The following is a 14587-nucleotide window of genomic DNA, read 5'->3' as shown; positions in this document are numbered from 1 at the left end:
TTGTCCTGCTGAACCTTTAAAATTATATACAAAATGAATATTTCGTATAATTGGCTGAAAGATTATTTGAATATCTCGCAGACTCCGGAAGAAGTTGCAGCTGCCCTTACCTCGATAGGTCTCGAAACGGGAGGAGTGGAAGAGGTACAAACGATAAAAGGCGGATTGGAAGGTCTGGTAATCGGTAAAGTGTTAACTTGTATAGATCATCCTAACTCTGACCATCTCCATATAACTACTGTCGATTTGGGTAACGGTGAACCTGTGCAAATTGTTTGCGGAGCTCCTAATGTTGCGGCAGGTCAGCATGTCGTTGTCGCAACTGTCGGTACAGTACTTTATTCGGGAGACGAAACATTCACGATTAAGAAATCAAAGATACGCGGAGAAGAATCTTTCGGCATGATTTGTGCCGAAGATGAGATCGGGATCGGCGATAGTCACGAAGGAATTATCGTATTGCCCGATACGGTCGCTCCCGGTACATTAGCTAAAGATTATTATAATGTAAAAAGTGATTATGTATTAGAAGTCGATATAACTCCGAATCGTGTCGATGCCGCTTCACATTATGGCGTAGCTCGTGATTTGGCGGCTTATTTAAAACAAAACGGGTATGATGCCGTCTTGAGACGTCCTTCCGTAGAGGCATTTGCTGTCGATGATAAAAACGGAGAAGCCATATCGGTATCGGTCGAAAATACTGAGGCCTGCCCTCGTTATTGCGGAATTACGGTGCGAGGTGTAAAGGTGGCGGAGAGTCCCGAGTGGTTGCAACAACGTTTATTGGCAATAGGTTTACGGCCTATCAATAATGTTGTAGATATTACCAATTTTTTGTTGCATGAAACCGGACAACCTTTACATTGTTTCGATCTGAATCATATCGAGGGAGGAAAGGTTATTGTCAAAACGCTTCCGGAGGGGACTAAATTTGTAACTCTGGATGGTGTTGAACGTTCTTTGTCAGATCGAGATCTGATGATTTGTAATGAAAAAGAAGGAATGTGTATTGCCGGAGTGTTCGGCGGGCTGAAATCGGGTGTAACTGAACAGACTACGGACGTATTTCTCGAATCGGCATATTTCAGTCCGATGTGGGTACGTAAGACGGCGCGTCGTCATGGGCTTAATACCGACTCCTCATTCCGTTTTGAAAGAGGTGCTGATCCTAATAATTTAGTCTATGTACTTAAACGTGCGGCGTTATTGGTGAAAGAGTTGGCCGGAGGAAAGATAACGGGAGAAATCGTAGATGTGTATCCGAACAAAATCGATAATTTCAGGGTAGAGCTCAGCTATGACCGTTTGAACAGTCTTGTCGGTAAGGTAATTCCTCAAGATATGGTAAAAAGTATTCTCTCCAGCCTTGAAATCGAAATCTTAGACGAAAAAGACGGAGTTCTGACATTGAGTGTCCCTACTTATCGAGTAGATGTTCAAAGAGATGTCGATGTTATAGAGGACATTCTCCGTATATATGGATATAATAATGTCGAATTTACAGATTCTGTACATTCTAATCTTTCATACAAAACGATAACAGATGAGAATCATCGGTTGTATAATTTGATTGCAGAACAGTTGACCGGATGCGGATTCAATGAAATCATGAATAATTCTTTGACAAAAAGTGCGTATTATGCCTCTTTGACGACTTATCCTGAAAAGAACTGTGTTCCGCTTCTTAATCCGCTGAGTAATGACCTCAATGTTATGAGACAAACTTTACTTTTCGGAGGATTGGAAAGTTTGGCTTATAATATCAACCGTCGGCATCCTGATTTGAAGTTCTACGAATTCGGAAATTGTTATTGTTATGATGCGGATGCTGATACGTCGAAAAATGTATTGGCCTCTTATTCGGAGGCACAACATCTCGGCTTATGGATTACGGGTAATCGTGTATCGGGAAGTTGGGCTCATCCGGATGAAAAATCTTCGGTATTCGAGCTGAAAGGGTATGTAGAGAATATCTTTGCCCGTTTGGGTGTGGATATGAAGAAATTACAATTTTCTCAGATTTCAGACGATATATTTGATGCTGCGTTGGTTTATACGATGCGGAACGGAGGAAAAATTCTTGCGAAGTTCGGATTGGTCTCAAAAAAAATATTGAAGTCATTCGATATCGAAACTGAGGTATCTTATGCTGAAATGAATTGGACTCTCCTTGTAAAAGAAGCCGTAAAAAATAAAGTCACGTTTAGTGAAATTTCTAAATTCCCTCCCGTGAAACGGGATTTAGCGTTATTGGTCGATGCTTCCGTACAGTTTGCCGAAATAGAGAAGGTTGCTTATGACACTGAACGTAAGTTATTGAAAGATGTGTATCTCTTCGATGTTTATGAAGGAAAGAATCTGGAATCGGGGAAAAAGTCTTATGCAGTTTCATTCATTTTGCAGGATGAAACCAAGACATTGAATGATAAGCAAATCGAATCGATAATGAACCGGATTATTGGTAATTTGCAACAGAAGCTTAATGCGAAACTCAGATAATTGTTTATATAAATAAGAAATATAAGAATAAAATACAATGGGAAGAGCGTTTGAATATCGTAAAGCCAGAAAGTTAAAGCGCTGGGGAAACATGGCGCGTACATTTACAAAATTAGGTAAAGAAATTTCGATTGCCGTGAAGGCCAGCGGTCCTGATCCCGATGCTAATCCGCGTTTGCGTGTTCTTATGCAAAATGCTAAGGCTGCCAATATGCCGAAAGAAAATGTAGAACGTGCAATTAAAAAGGCGACATCAAAAGATGAGGGCGATTATAAAGAAATCGTTTATGAAGGATACGGACCTTTTGGTATCGCTATTGTAGTAGAGACTGCGACAGATAATCCTACCCGTACCGTTGCCAATGTGCGTAGTTATTTTAATAAATTCGGCGGATCGTTAGGAACCAGTGGTAGTTTATCTTTCCTTTTCGATCATAAGAGCGTGTTTAAGATTAAGGCTAAGGAAGGAGTTTCTCTTGAAGATCTTGAACTTGAACTTATTGATTATGGAGTAGATGAACTTGAGGCCGACGGGGAAGAGATTGTATTATACGGAGAGTTCGAATCGTTCAGCAACATTCAGAAATACCTTGAAGAAAATGGATTCGAGATAGAAAGTGCTGAGTTTGAACGCATTCCGAATGATACTAAAGAAGTGACGGAAGAGCAGCGTGCTTCTATTGAAAAACTTCTTGAAAAGTTTGAAGATGATGAAGACGTACAAAACGTTTTTCATAATATGAAAGAAGCTGACGACGAGGAATAATATCTTTTAGGCATAGGACATAAAAAGAGATCTTTTTAAAGATCTCTTTTTATGTCTTGAATAGTTCATTTATAGCCTGTTTAAATTTTGCTCGGATCGGATTTGAGAGTTTCTTTCGAAAATGTTTTATTGCTTTTACAGTGATGATAGCAGACTATACGACAAGTGAAAACGAAAGAATGACCGGACAGTATTTTTATTGGAAAATTTAGTCGACCGGCTCTTTGACAGTTGCTTAGAATTCAAAACCGAGTTTTACGGATATTCCGTTGATTGCCATATTATCTTTATAGTTTTTATTATTTTCCGGTCTGTCGTTGATTTTCGCTTTTTGCATATTATATCCTATTGTTAAATTCATACCGAATCGGGGAGAGCTGGAAAGAGCTACTCCAATATGAGGGTTTATATAACAACCTTTGCCGTCATAAACTGAGTATCCGGCTTTCAGTCCTAAAAACGGAGATATATTTTTGTTGAGAAAATACGTTTTAATATCAGCAAAAACAGGAATAAAAAAAGTCTCCCAATTCATGTGGTATTCTATTCCGATACCAGCTCCGAAGAAAAAATATGGATTAAACTGATATCCGTGAGTTGTTGATACGGCAATTGCCCCGTCTCCTCTATTTCCGATCCCTATTACTCCTCCGAAATCTATGAATCCTTTGTAACCTGTTTTATCATAAGTCGGACTGTTATTGTACTGTTTGAGTCGGAATTTTTTTTGAAAGATTTCATCTTCGGGCGATATGATTTTTTCTATTTCATGTATAGAATAGACAAGTATGCTGCCGTTCGATGTTTTTACTTTTATAGATGTATTGGGTATTTCTTCGATGATGATTCCCTTTACTTTGTCTCCGTTTTTCAGATATACAATTTCTTGATTGTTTTGGGCGAATGCGAGTAATGTGTTGCACAAGACCATGCAGATAATGAATAATATATTTTTCATATTGTAAATTATATTTTTCGAGACAGACTCCCTTTATGAAGAAATGGGATATTCATATATCAGCAAAGATAATTAATTTTATTATTCCCCGATTTTTGTACTGTGAAGACTTTATAGATTAAAAAGTTTTATTGTCTTAATCGTTTATAATCTATAATTTTGTAGCGGTAAATATATTCGGATGTAATGAAAATAAACTATAAACCAAAAGGAACGTGTAGTACTGATATTGAGCTAGAAGTGCAGGATGGGAGAATAGAAAAAGTCGTTTTCAAAGGAGGTTGTAATGGTAATTTACAGGGAATATCGTCTTTGGTGAAAGGAATGAGAGTCGAAGATGTTATCTCCCGTTTAGAAGGGATTCGTTGCGGAGTACGTTCTACTTCTTGTCCCGACCAATTATGCAAGGCCTTAAGGGCTTTACAGGCTGTCTGAATTTTACTCGGGTCAGGTTTGAGAATTTCTTCCGAGTATGATAGCAGGCTATCTGACGAGTGAAAACGGGGAAAAAAAACGGAAGAAAACACAAAAATGACCTGATAATATTTTTTGTCGGAAAATTTAGACAGGCTCTTAGAATCTGTTTGGAACTTTGTCTGAGGCTATTTATATGTTCTTTTTTCTTTGAAAGAAGTCTGAAAGACTTGCAATAAACACATTCCAGTTTATTATTGTCGTTTTTGTTTTTTCCAAAGTTGCCATGAGTTGATACTGTTTTGCCACACGACATAAGATGCTGGTCCTATGGAAGCTAAAGGATGCAGATAAATAAGTGCCATCCAAATTGCAAGCACTGTATTTTTTTGCCCCAGTCCTTGACCGCCGGCGATTAAATTATTGTTTTTATATCCGACCCATTTCCCGATAATAAATTGAATAACGCAGGCGATTAGTGCGAAAAGAGCGATTAAAATTTCTTCCTTGATATTTCCTGATCCCTGATTGATTATGAAAGAAACTGTTTTTCCCATAACTATAGTGAGGGATATAGCCCACATATAGAATGATATGCTTTGGCGGTTTTGTAAAGCATTATGTGCTTTGGGGAAAAATTTTCTCAGAAAAATTGCTGCAACAAACGGTAAAATGAGGAGGGGGATCATCTGTTTGCATATAATAAAAAATGATTCCATGAATGGCATCGTCCCATGTGCGCCCATAAAAGAAAAAATAACAGGAGAGGTTAGGGCTACAGTCATATTGCTGAGAAGACTATATGTTGCCAGACAGGCTATATCGCCCCCCAACATACCTGTAATAACGGCTGCTGCCGTTGCCGTAGGTGCGAATATGCAGATAAAAGTGCCTTCTGCTACCATCGAGTCGAGAGGTAACAAGAGGTAATAGACCAGCAAACTTCCGAATATTTGTATAAGCAGTAACCAGAAATGTAATGGGGATATATTCATATTGCGTAAAGACAACTTGCAGTAAGTGATCAGCAGCATAGAGAAAATAAGATAAGGAGTCAAAAATGATACTAATTCGACATATTTATAAAATATCGCTCCCACTATCATGGCGATAGGCAGCATGTATGTTTTGAGTTTCTGCAACATTGTCATTATATAAAATACAATGAGAAACAGCCGGAAAATGTTATTATGTTTCTCACTATATTATATCTTATAATTTTTTGATGGTGCAAAAATAAGATTTATTATTGGGATAGACTCAGATTATAACAAATTATTTGTTGTTTGTCTGATTCTTGTGTTTTTTCATTAGAGAATATCTGGAGTAGATAAAAAAATCACACACCCATTTAAAGAGTGTGTGATTTTTGGGTTATCGAATAATCGATACGCTTTGTTTTACTATCGGTTTACCTCTTTTGCCAGATAAATAAGGGTAGGAAAGTGATCGCTATATCCGTTCAGATATACACCTCCGGCATGAGTCCTCTTGGGGTATCCTTTGTATTTGCCTTCTGTCTGTTTTAGGAAATCCCGGTTGAAAATTTCTGCTTTGACGAACTTTAATGTGGAACGATCTTTACCTAAAAGATTTGATGAAATAATGATCTGATCGAAAAGATTCCAAGAACCTTGATAAGCTAAAGATCCGATACCTTTGTCGAAAAAGCTCCACATAGTGTTATAATAACCACCCGACTTAACATCTTTCTGGTCTTTTTTAGCTCCTAAAACGACTCTGCAACTGGTATTGTTCGGATCATCGTTCAAATCTCCCATAATAATGACCTTAGAGTTCGGATCTGCGGTCAAAACCGAATCTGCGATATGTTTAGTCAATGCAGCGGCAGCTTCTCTTTTAGGTCTCGATTGTTTCTCTCCTCCTAATCTCGACGGCCAGTGATTTACGATTATATGTACCCGTTCTCCTCCGAGGATACCGTTTACTAATAATTGATCGCGAGTACGCATTGACGTATCGGCCGGATATACCAGTCTGAAACTATCGCTGTTTTCGAGAGTAAACTGGTCTTTATCGTATATAAGACCTACATCTACGCCACGTCTGTCGGGTGAGTCGTAATGAACGATTCCGTAATTTCTTTCTGCCAGTTTGCCGGTTTTGATAAGGTCTTCCACTACACCCCGATTTTCAATTTCGGATATGCCGATGATTGCAGGGCCGTTCGGTAGAGGAAAAGGTCCGTCGGTAGCCAGTTGGCTGATAGCATAAGACATATTTTTCAATTTGTTGTTGTATTTCAGTGAAGTCCAACGCATTCCGCCCTGAGGAGTGAATTCTTCGTCCAAAACGTCCGGCTGGTCGATTGTGTCGAACAGGTTTTCAAGGTTATAAAAAGCAACGGCATATACGGCGAATTGTTTCCTTTGTTCATTGTTTTGAGCACTTAGCGATAAGAAGCATAAAAAGATTAATGCCAGAAGTAAGCTGCATTTTTTCATAAGTCAAAATATTTAGTTTCTAATCTGTAAAATTATTCCTTACAATTTATAACCGGTATCTGCATACTAAACATGCTTTACGGGAAAACGAATTTTGAAAACCGCGTAAGGACAGCATATCGTAATACAAAGATTCGAAAAAAAATTGAAATAAACATCTCGTTTCTATGAAATTTCAGAAAATTGTAAGGAATTTATCTGTATGTATCGTGTAATACATTTATAATGAGTGTTATATGTAGTTTTAATCGATAATTGGCAAACGGTCTCATCTTTTGAAAAGATAAGCAAATACTTACTTTTAACACATCTGCATAGAAAATATAATGCGAATGTAATATGAATAATCAAAAAAAATATATTAATTTGCCCAACTATTTCGCTCCTAAAAATATAGGGAAGTATGATAGAGACACAACAACAACAAATTATAAACTAAACCTACGTATTTTATGAATCGAAATTTATGGCTGTTTATAATGCTTTTTTTCAGTGTTTCCGCTTTTGCTCAAAAGGCGTCATTGAAAGGAGTGCTTATAGACTTTGGAACTAAGACGCCGGTTGCCGGAGTTAAGGTTTCTTTAAAAAACAAAAACATTTCGGTAACGTCTTCAAAAGACGGAGTATTTATTTTTAAAAATTTGTCTTCCGGTGCCGATGAGCTTTTGGTCATTTCGGCAGATTATCAGTCTTATCAACAAAATGTTCTGATTGGCAAGGATGAAAAAATCGATCTTGGCAATATCGCCTTAATTAGAGTAGAGAAAGCCAGTCAGCAAGAAGAGAATATACAGCTTTTTGATGAATCGGTTTTGGATGATGATAACGAGACTTCTTCTCAATCGTCCTCTTATTTGTCCGGGGCTTCAGACGATATTTATCTGAATGCAGCCAGTTACAATTACAGTCCGATGCGTTTTTCTATAAGAGGTTATGACCAGTCGGCATCTACGACTTATATAAACGGTATCAATTTCAATGATCAGGAACGGGGACGTTTCAATTATTCGAGCCTTGGCGGACTGAATGACGCGTTCAGGAATAAGGATGTAATTAATGGTATTGAAAATGCTCCGTTTGCTTTCGGTAGTCTGGGGGGAACAACGAATATCAATACTCGGGCTACGGCATTTGCAGCCGGAACGAAAGCAAGCGTTGCCTATTCTAATCGTTCGTATAATATGCGGGCTACGGCTACACACTCTACCGGTTTGATGAATAACGGCTGGGCATTTACCGGATCTGCAGTATGGCGTTGGGCAAAAGAGGGTATTATAGAAGGAACATTCTATAATTCTTGGGGTTATTTTCTTTCGGCAGAAAAAATGATCAATGATCGTCATAGCATTTCATTGGCAACTTACGGAGCTCCTACAAAACGTTCGCAATCGGCTGCAGTGACTCAGGAGGTTTATGATTTCAGAGGTATTTATTATAATCCGTATTGGGGATATCAGAATGGAGAAAAAAGAAGTTCTCGTGTGGTGAACAGCTTCGATCCTACTGTCGTTGCCAATTGGGATTTTAAGATTACGGATAAGCAAAATTTGAAAACCGGTTTCGGATTCCATTATAGCAATTACAGTAATACGGCTCTCGGTTTTTATAATGCAGCCGATCCGCGTCCCGATTATTACCGCAATTTGCCGAGTTATCAAATCAATGATGTTCTTGGATCGTATAGTCTTGAAAACCAACAAAATCACATGGACATGATAATGGGTAATGTCGATCAGGACTTGGTGGATGAACTGACCGGGCAATGGGTAAATAATAATACGGATGTAACGCAAATCAATTGGAACTCCTTGTATCAGTCCAATTATCTGAATAATGTCGCTAACCCTGACGGAAGTGCGAAATATGTATTGGAAGAACGTCATAACGATTTGATGACTACGGCATTGAACTCTGTTTATTCAAATCAGATAAACCGTCGTCTTAAACTTACGGCAGGAGTCGAAGCCAACTATTCGAGGGGTATGCACTACAAAACGATGAACGATTTGTTAGGCGGTAATCAATGGATCGATATCGACCAGTTTGCCGAACGCGACTTTACCGGGAATATGTTGATCATACAAAACGACCTTCGTCATCCGAATCGGAAAATTGTAGAAGGGGATCGTTTCGGGTATGATTATAACATGCATATTGTAAAAGCCGGAGTATTTGCTCAGAATGAGTGGAATTGGACGAAGTTCGATCTTTCTTATGCGGCGAGATTTACTTATACGACTTTCTGGCGTGAAGGAAAGATGGAGAACGGTCGTGCAGCGGTTATCGGAGTTCAATCTTATGGGAAAGGAAAATCTTTAAGTTTTTATGATCCGAGTTTCAAGGCGGGATTGGTATATAAGATCAACGGTCGCCAACGTTTGGTTTTGAACGGCTTGGTAGAGACTCGCGCTCCTTATGCCGGGTATGCTTATGTCGCCCCTCGTGTTAAGGACACGCAAATACAAAAAGTCGTGGTGAATCCGAAGAATCCGAAACAGTATCGTTTGGAAGATTTGCCTTCTGAAAAAATTTATTCTTATGACCTGACTTACCAGTTTACGACTCCGATTGTTAAAGGGCGTATTACAGGATTCCATACGATTACCCGTGACGGAGTGGAAGGTACCGGATACTACAATGATGAATTCCGTACATACATTAACCATACGTTATCGGGTGTAAATAAACGTTATATGGGTGTCGAAGCCGGGATTTCCGTAAAACTGAACAATAGCTTCTCTGTCGAATTAGCGGGAACTTACGGTGATTATCGTTATACCGATGACGCAATGGGAACGATGAGTGCAGAAAACGGTGCGAACCTGTTGACCGGAGAACTGCCTGTAAATGCTGAAGCCGCTAAAAAGTCGGATATTCGTGAACGAGTATATATCAAAGATTTGAAGATAAATAACGGTCCTCAATTAGCAGCCAGTATAACTTTGGATTATTTCCATCCGAAAATGTGGTTTGCCGATATAACGCTTTCATATTTCGATAATAATTATCTCGATTTCTCTCCTTCTCATTTTACCGAAATGAACTATTATGGAGGTACTTATCAAGATGAAGCCGGACAAAATATAACTTATAGCGGTTATCGTAAGCGTGGAGCTTATACAGCAGAGGAGATTAAATCGGGAATTTACGCACAAGATAAGGCTTTGGTGGAAATGTTCGGTACTCAGGAAAAACTGAAAGGCGGATTTATGTTGGATGCTTCGGTCGGGAAAGTTCTTTATCTGAATAATCGCAAGCAATCGTTGAATATTAATTTGAGCTTTAGTAATATCTTGAATAATAAAGATATGGTTACCGGCGGTTACCAGCAGGGACGTATAGCTCGTAATAATAAGAGTCAGACCAAAGATATTCAGTTGGTAGATCGTTATCCGAATAAATATTATTATGCATGGGGATTCAATTGTTTCTTAAATCTCGGGTACAAGTTCTAAATTTTAGCGAAGAATAGTTATGAAAAAGATTAAATATATAGTTTGTGCATTATTGACGGCAGTATCATTTACTTCGTGTGTGAATGATTATGATGAGATCACGCAGGAAATGGCGGTTTTACCGGAAAACGATCCTCGGGTTTGGCCGGCAAATATGTCTATCGGCGAGTTGGTGGCAATGTATGACCGAATCGATAGCTTGTATGTGTTCGGTAAAGACGATACATTGCATTACCATGCACCGCTGGACAGAGCAACAGGGAGCATAAAAAATGCTTATTATACTGTTAATCAAAGTAATGTGGAATACCCGATTGTCGGAGCGGAATATGTTGACGGGCGTCTTAAATTGCCGATCGAGTATAAAGGTAAGAAATTTACTATTTATCGGGAAGAAGGAGATACCTATAAGGATCTCTTTACACTGAATCCGATCGAAGGTCCGCAAGATATTTATATAAAGGGACGTATTATTTCTTGTGATACAGCCTCGAATATTTACAAATATTTTGTTTTGGAAGATTTGAATACTCGCCAATCGTTGAAAGTAGCGATAGATGCCGGAAGTTTGAGCGGTGTTTTCCCGTTGGGGCAAGTGGTTGCCGTGAAATGTAACGGTTTGATGATGGGACGTTATGCCGAAATGCCGCAATTAGGAGTTTACTCTTTCCGGAACGATGACAAGACCCGTTATGAACCGGGACGTATTCCTTATTCCATGGTGTATGACCATTTTCAACGTATCGGGTTACCGGATAAAAGCAAGGTTACAATCCCTCATGATGCAGTATTGACAATGGCTCAGGTTGCAACTTTGGATTCTACTTGGTACGGACGATTGATCAAAATCGAGAATGTTAAATTTACATGGAAAAATGATCGAGATGCTGATTTAAAGACCGAATTTGTTTCATTACGTCGTTCTATCGAGAAAACAGGGAATGTAAATGCCCATCAGTTGAGTCCGGTTTTTGCACCTTCTACCTATGATATGAGTAAGAAATATAATATCGGTTATCCAATGTCTCGAGAGGTATCGGACGGCACGGGAACGCTATATATTTCGACGAGTGAATATGCCCATTTTGCCGAAACGTTTATTCCGAAAAAGGGAAGTGTAGGAACTGTAACGGCTATTTTGGGATGGTTTCATGATAAGAATGATAATTACGGAGGAAAATATCAATTGACACTTCGTTCTTTGGATGATCTCGAAGGGTTTGAATATTATAATGGTCCTCGTGAGTATGCCGAAGGCGAAAGACCCCAATAAAAATAAGACAATATAAATATACCAATAATTATAATTTAAATTGAGTTTAACTATGAAAGCAATGAGAAAATTAGTGTGGATGCTTCTTGCTGTTTCGATGGTCGGATTTGCATCTTGTGACAGCGATGATGACGATGAATGGATTGATGATGGCGGACAAGGCAGTGGCGGTTCGGACGAAGGAGGTGTTGTTACTCCCTCGGGTAGCGGTACTTATGCAGATCCTTGGAATGTTGCCGCAGCAAAAGAAAATCAAGACACCGATTATAAGTTCGTAAAAGGGTTTATTGTAGGACAAGTTCCCAGTGGAGATTTGGAAGAAGCTCAATTCGAGGCTCCGTTTAGTGGAACCAGTGTATCTGGTGAACCTCTGACCGAAGGTCAGAATATTTTGATTGCAGCAACCGCAGATGAAAAAAATGTGAACAATTGTCTTGTCGTACAATTGAATCCCGGTGCTTTGCGTACAGGTTTGAATCTGATTACCGAAGGTAATGCTGCTAAAGTTTTGGGTAAAGAAGTAATTTTACAAGGAAACCTTGAGAAATATTTTGGTGTGGTCGGAATGAAAAGTACTTCTTATGCGATATTGGTAGAGAGCAGTGAGGAATTCGGTGCTATAATAGATCCGGATGGAGATTTTAATGTTCCTGAAATATCTATTGCTGATGTTCGAGCTATGCATCAAGGTTCTGATATTACCATCACCGAAGATAAAAAACTTGTCGGTGTGGTGATTTCGGATGTTGTAAACAATAATATTTCTTCTTTGAAGCAGATATATGTTGCGGCCGAAGATAACTCTTGCGGTATTGTTGTGTTCTGTAGTGAAAATGCTTCATTTAATCTCGGAGATAAGATTGAGGTCAGAGTAAAAGATTTGTCGTTGGAAAATTATAATGGATTATTGGAGTTGAACGGTGTACCTTTGGTTAATATCCGGAAGGTAGGTACGGGAACGATAACTCCTCGTCAGACAACTGTGGCTGAAGTAATAGACAACATTGATCAGTGGCAGTCAACTTTGGTTACAGTACAGGGAGAATATATTCCTAAACTTGATACGGGTACGTTTGGTGCTGATAAAAAAGCAACAACGAATACGATTAAGGACGGTGAAACAACAATCAATTCGTATGTTTCTGGATATGCTAAATTTTATTCAGAAACAGTTCCTACCGGGGTAAAAACAATTACGGGTATTGCTGGTGTTAATTATAACACACCTCAATTAAATATTCGTAATGTTGATGATATAAAATAAATCGCAGATTTTAAGATAATAAAAGAGCTGGCCGTTTGGTCAGCTCTTTTTATTTCAGTATATTTGCTCGCTTTATTAATTAATTTCGGAGTTATAAACCTATGTCGAAAAAATTTCAGATATTTTTTTTATTCTTATCGATCTTCGGTCTTATCCGTGCTGAAATTCCCGAAGGGTATTATCCTGTTACATTAAATGGAAAGAAAGAACGGGAGCTGAAAACGGCTATTCATTTATTACTCAAAGACCATACCCGTATCGGATATGGAGGCGGGATGGGCGGAACTTGGTCTGTGTTCCGGTATAGCGATGCCAAACCGGGAGGAATAGTTTGGGATATGTACTCCAATACGGTACGTTATTTTACGTCGGGAAGTTATGGAGCAACGAAAAATATGAATATCGAGCATTCCGTACCGAAGAGTTGGTGGGGAGATGCGGCAGATTATAACGGTACGACTCCGCTTACACGTTTTAAGTATGAGGCATCGTATGATTTACACCACTTGACACCGGCCGATGCCGATGCTAACGAAGAGAAAAGCAATTATCCTTTGGGAGTGGTTACTACTCAATCTTGGACTAACGGAGTTACGAAAGTCGGTACCGGATATATCAATGGTATGCCAACGAATATATTTGAACCGGCAGATGAGTATAAGGGAGATTTTGCCCGGATGTATTTTTATTTTGTAACTTGTTATCAAGATTATACATGGGTGAGTCTCGGTACAAGAATGTTCCAGAGAAACGATTATCCTACATTAACCGATTATGCCCGTGATTTATTGTTGGAGTGGAGTCGTCAAGATCCTGTCAGCCAGAAAGAGATAGACCGGAATGAAGGTGTTTATAAGTTTCAGCATAACCGTAATCCGTTTATAGATTTTCCTGATCTTGCCGAATATATCTGGGGTACGAAGACGGACGAGGCTTTTTATTTGGGAGCGGGAATTACGAACTGGCAGACCGGAGATTATTTTATCTTTCCGAATTCGACTGTCGGAGAGTCTGTCGAGAAGTCATTCAGGATTGAGGGAATACAAATTGCATCGGCCGTATCGTTGATCCTTGATGGTGAAGATAAAAATATGTTTTCTTTTTCTGTATCGGCGCTTTCGGCTGATGAGGTGAATGCCGGGACGAATGTCAGTGCTGCTTATATGCCTTCTTCAGCCGGATTGCATAAGGCAACGCTTACGTTGGCTGCAGATAATATCGCTTCGGTTGCTGTTGAATTACGAGGAGTATCCATTCCTCAAACGATAAGGCGGGTTGTTCCTGTGGGATTGAAAAAAGAATATTCTTTGAGTGATTCGGGAGTAGCCTTGAAATTGAGTGAAACGCTTCCCGGTTGTACATGGGAAGGCGATGGGGTGAGTGCGAATGTCTTTACTCCGGAAAAAGCCGGTAAGGGTACACATACATTAAGGTGGAAGTCTTCATCCGGTTGCGGGTCGGTGCAGGTTGTTGTTAAATGATAAAAACAG

10 protein-coding genes are annotated in these 14587 nt (G+C 39.1%); 7 read left to right on the top strand and 3 right to left on the bottom strand.

Annotation, left to right across the window (positions count from 1 at the left end; translation table 11 throughout):
- The first annotated feature begins 33 nt into the window (after positions 1-33).
- Together pheT and Q0093_RS00240 are read left to right on the top strand one after the other, a co-directional pair.
- Positions 34-2502 (top strand): phenylalanine--tRNA ligase subunit beta, encoded by a 2469-nt coding sequence (gene pheT / locus Q0093_RS00245; protein WP_297927921.1) that lies wholly within the window; start codon positions 34-36, stop codon positions 2500-2502.
- A gap of 37 nt (positions 2503-2539) precedes the next feature.
- Positions 2540-3268, top strand: coding sequence for a YebC/PmpR family DNA-binding transcriptional regulator (locus Q0093_RS00240; RefSeq protein ID WP_009316537.1), 729 nt, complete (start codon positions 2540-2542; stop codon positions 3266-3268).
- Positions 3269-3503: 235 nt separating this feature from the next.
- Here Q0093_RS00240 and Q0093_RS00235 read toward each other — a convergent pair whose 3' ends face one another.
- Entirely contained in the window at positions 3504-4226 is a 723-nt protein-coding gene (locus tag Q0093_RS00235; RefSeq protein ID WP_297927919.1) for a hypothetical protein, read from the bottom strand.
- Positions 4227-4412: 186 nt separating this feature from the next.
- Between Q0093_RS00235 and Q0093_RS00230 the strand changes: the two genes are divergently transcribed.
- On the top strand, positions 4413-4661 hold the full coding sequence (locus tag Q0093_RS00230) for a TIGR03905 family TSCPD domain-containing protein (RefSeq protein WP_297304308.1): 249 nt from the start codon (positions 4413-4415) through the stop codon (positions 4659-4661).
- Positions 4662-4894: 233 nt separating this feature from the next.
- Here Q0093_RS00230 and Q0093_RS00225 read toward each other — a convergent pair whose 3' ends face one another.
- Both Q0093_RS00225 and Q0093_RS00220 read right to left on the bottom strand, forming a co-directional pair.
- Positions 4895-5785 carry a transporter gene (locus tag Q0093_RS00225; RefSeq protein ID WP_297927917.1) on the bottom strand — a complete coding sequence of 297 codons (891 nt, stop codon included), beginning with the start codon at positions 5783-5785 and terminating at the stop codon, positions 4895-4897.
- A 258-nt stretch (positions 5786-6043) separates the two neighbouring features.
- The gene (locus tag Q0093_RS00220; protein WP_297927916.1) at positions 6044-7105 is read right to left on the bottom strand and encodes an endonuclease/exonuclease/phosphatase family protein; all 1062 of its coding nucleotides are present in this window, start codon (positions 7103-7105) and stop codon (positions 6044-6046) included.
- Between the two features lie 452 nt (positions 7106-7557).
- Here Q0093_RS00220 and Q0093_RS00215 point away from each other — a divergent pair, with 452 nt between their 5' ends.
- The 4 genes from Q0093_RS00215 (at position 7558) to Q0093_RS00200 (ending at position 14578) form a co-directional block, all read left to right on the top strand.
- Complete coding sequence (locus tag Q0093_RS00215) at positions 7558-10560, top strand: TonB-dependent receptor (protein WP_297927914.1); 3003 nt, start codon at positions 7558-7560, stop codon at positions 10558-10560.
- Between the two features lie 19 nt (positions 10561-10579).
- On the top strand, positions 10580-11833 hold the full coding sequence (locus Q0093_RS00210; protein ID WP_297927912.1) for a DUF5689 domain-containing protein: 1254 nt from the start codon (positions 10580-10582) through the stop codon (positions 11831-11833).
- A gap of 52 nt (positions 11834-11885) precedes the next feature.
- Positions 11886-13097, top strand: coding sequence for a DUF5689 domain-containing protein (locus tag Q0093_RS00205; RefSeq protein WP_297927910.1), 1212 nt, complete (start codon positions 11886-11888; stop codon positions 13095-13097).
- Positions 13098-13198: 101 nt separating this feature from the next.
- Complete coding sequence (locus Q0093_RS00200) at positions 13199-14578, top strand: endonuclease (RefSeq protein WP_297927908.1); 1380 nt, start codon at positions 13199-13201, stop codon at positions 14576-14578.
- Positions 14579-14587: the final 9 nt, after the last annotated feature.

The organism is uncultured Coprobacter sp. (genome assembly GCF_947855755.1).
Taxonomy (GTDB): Bacteria; Bacteroidota; Bacteroidia; order Bacteroidales; family Coprobacteraceae; genus Coprobacter.
This window is presented reverse-complemented; position numbering and strand designations above follow the sequence as displayed.

Excerpts from the sequence above, each read along its gene's own strand:
- pheT (WP_297927921.1), top strand. The coding sequence starts at position 34 with ATGAATATTTCGTATAATTGGCTGAAAGATTATTTGAATATCTCGCAG.
- Q0093_RS00240 (WP_009316537.1), top strand. The coding sequence starts at position 2,540 with ATGGGAAGAGCGTTTGAATATCGTAAAGCCAGAAAGTTAAAGCGCTGG.
- Q0093_RS00235 (WP_297927919.1), bottom strand. The coding sequence starts at position 4,226 with ATGAAAAATATATTATTCATTATCTGCATGGTCTTGTGCAACACATTA.
- Q0093_RS00230 (WP_297304308.1), top strand. The coding sequence starts at position 4,413 with ATGAAAATAAACTATAAACCAAAAGGAACGTGTAGTACTGATATTGAG.
- Q0093_RS00225 (WP_297927917.1), bottom strand. The coding sequence starts at position 5,785 with ATGTTGCAGAAACTCAAAACATACATGCTGCCTATCGCCATGATAGTG.
- Q0093_RS00220 (WP_297927916.1), bottom strand. The coding sequence starts at position 7,105 with ATGAAAAAATGCAGCTTACTTCTGGCATTAATCTTTTTATGCTTCTTA.
- Q0093_RS00215 (WP_297927914.1), top strand. The coding sequence starts at position 7,558 with ATGAATCGAAATTTATGGCTGTTTATAATGCTTTTTTTCAGTGTTTCC.
- Q0093_RS00210 (WP_297927912.1), top strand. The coding sequence starts at position 10,580 with ATGAAAAAGATTAAATATATAGTTTGTGCATTATTGACGGCAGTATCA.
- Q0093_RS00205 (WP_297927910.1), top strand. The coding sequence starts at position 11,886 with ATGAAAGCAATGAGAAAATTAGTGTGGATGCTTCTTGCTGTTTCGATG.
- Q0093_RS00200 (WP_297927908.1), top strand. The coding sequence starts at position 13,199 with ATGTCGAAAAAATTTCAGATATTTTTTTTATTCTTATCGATCTTCGGT.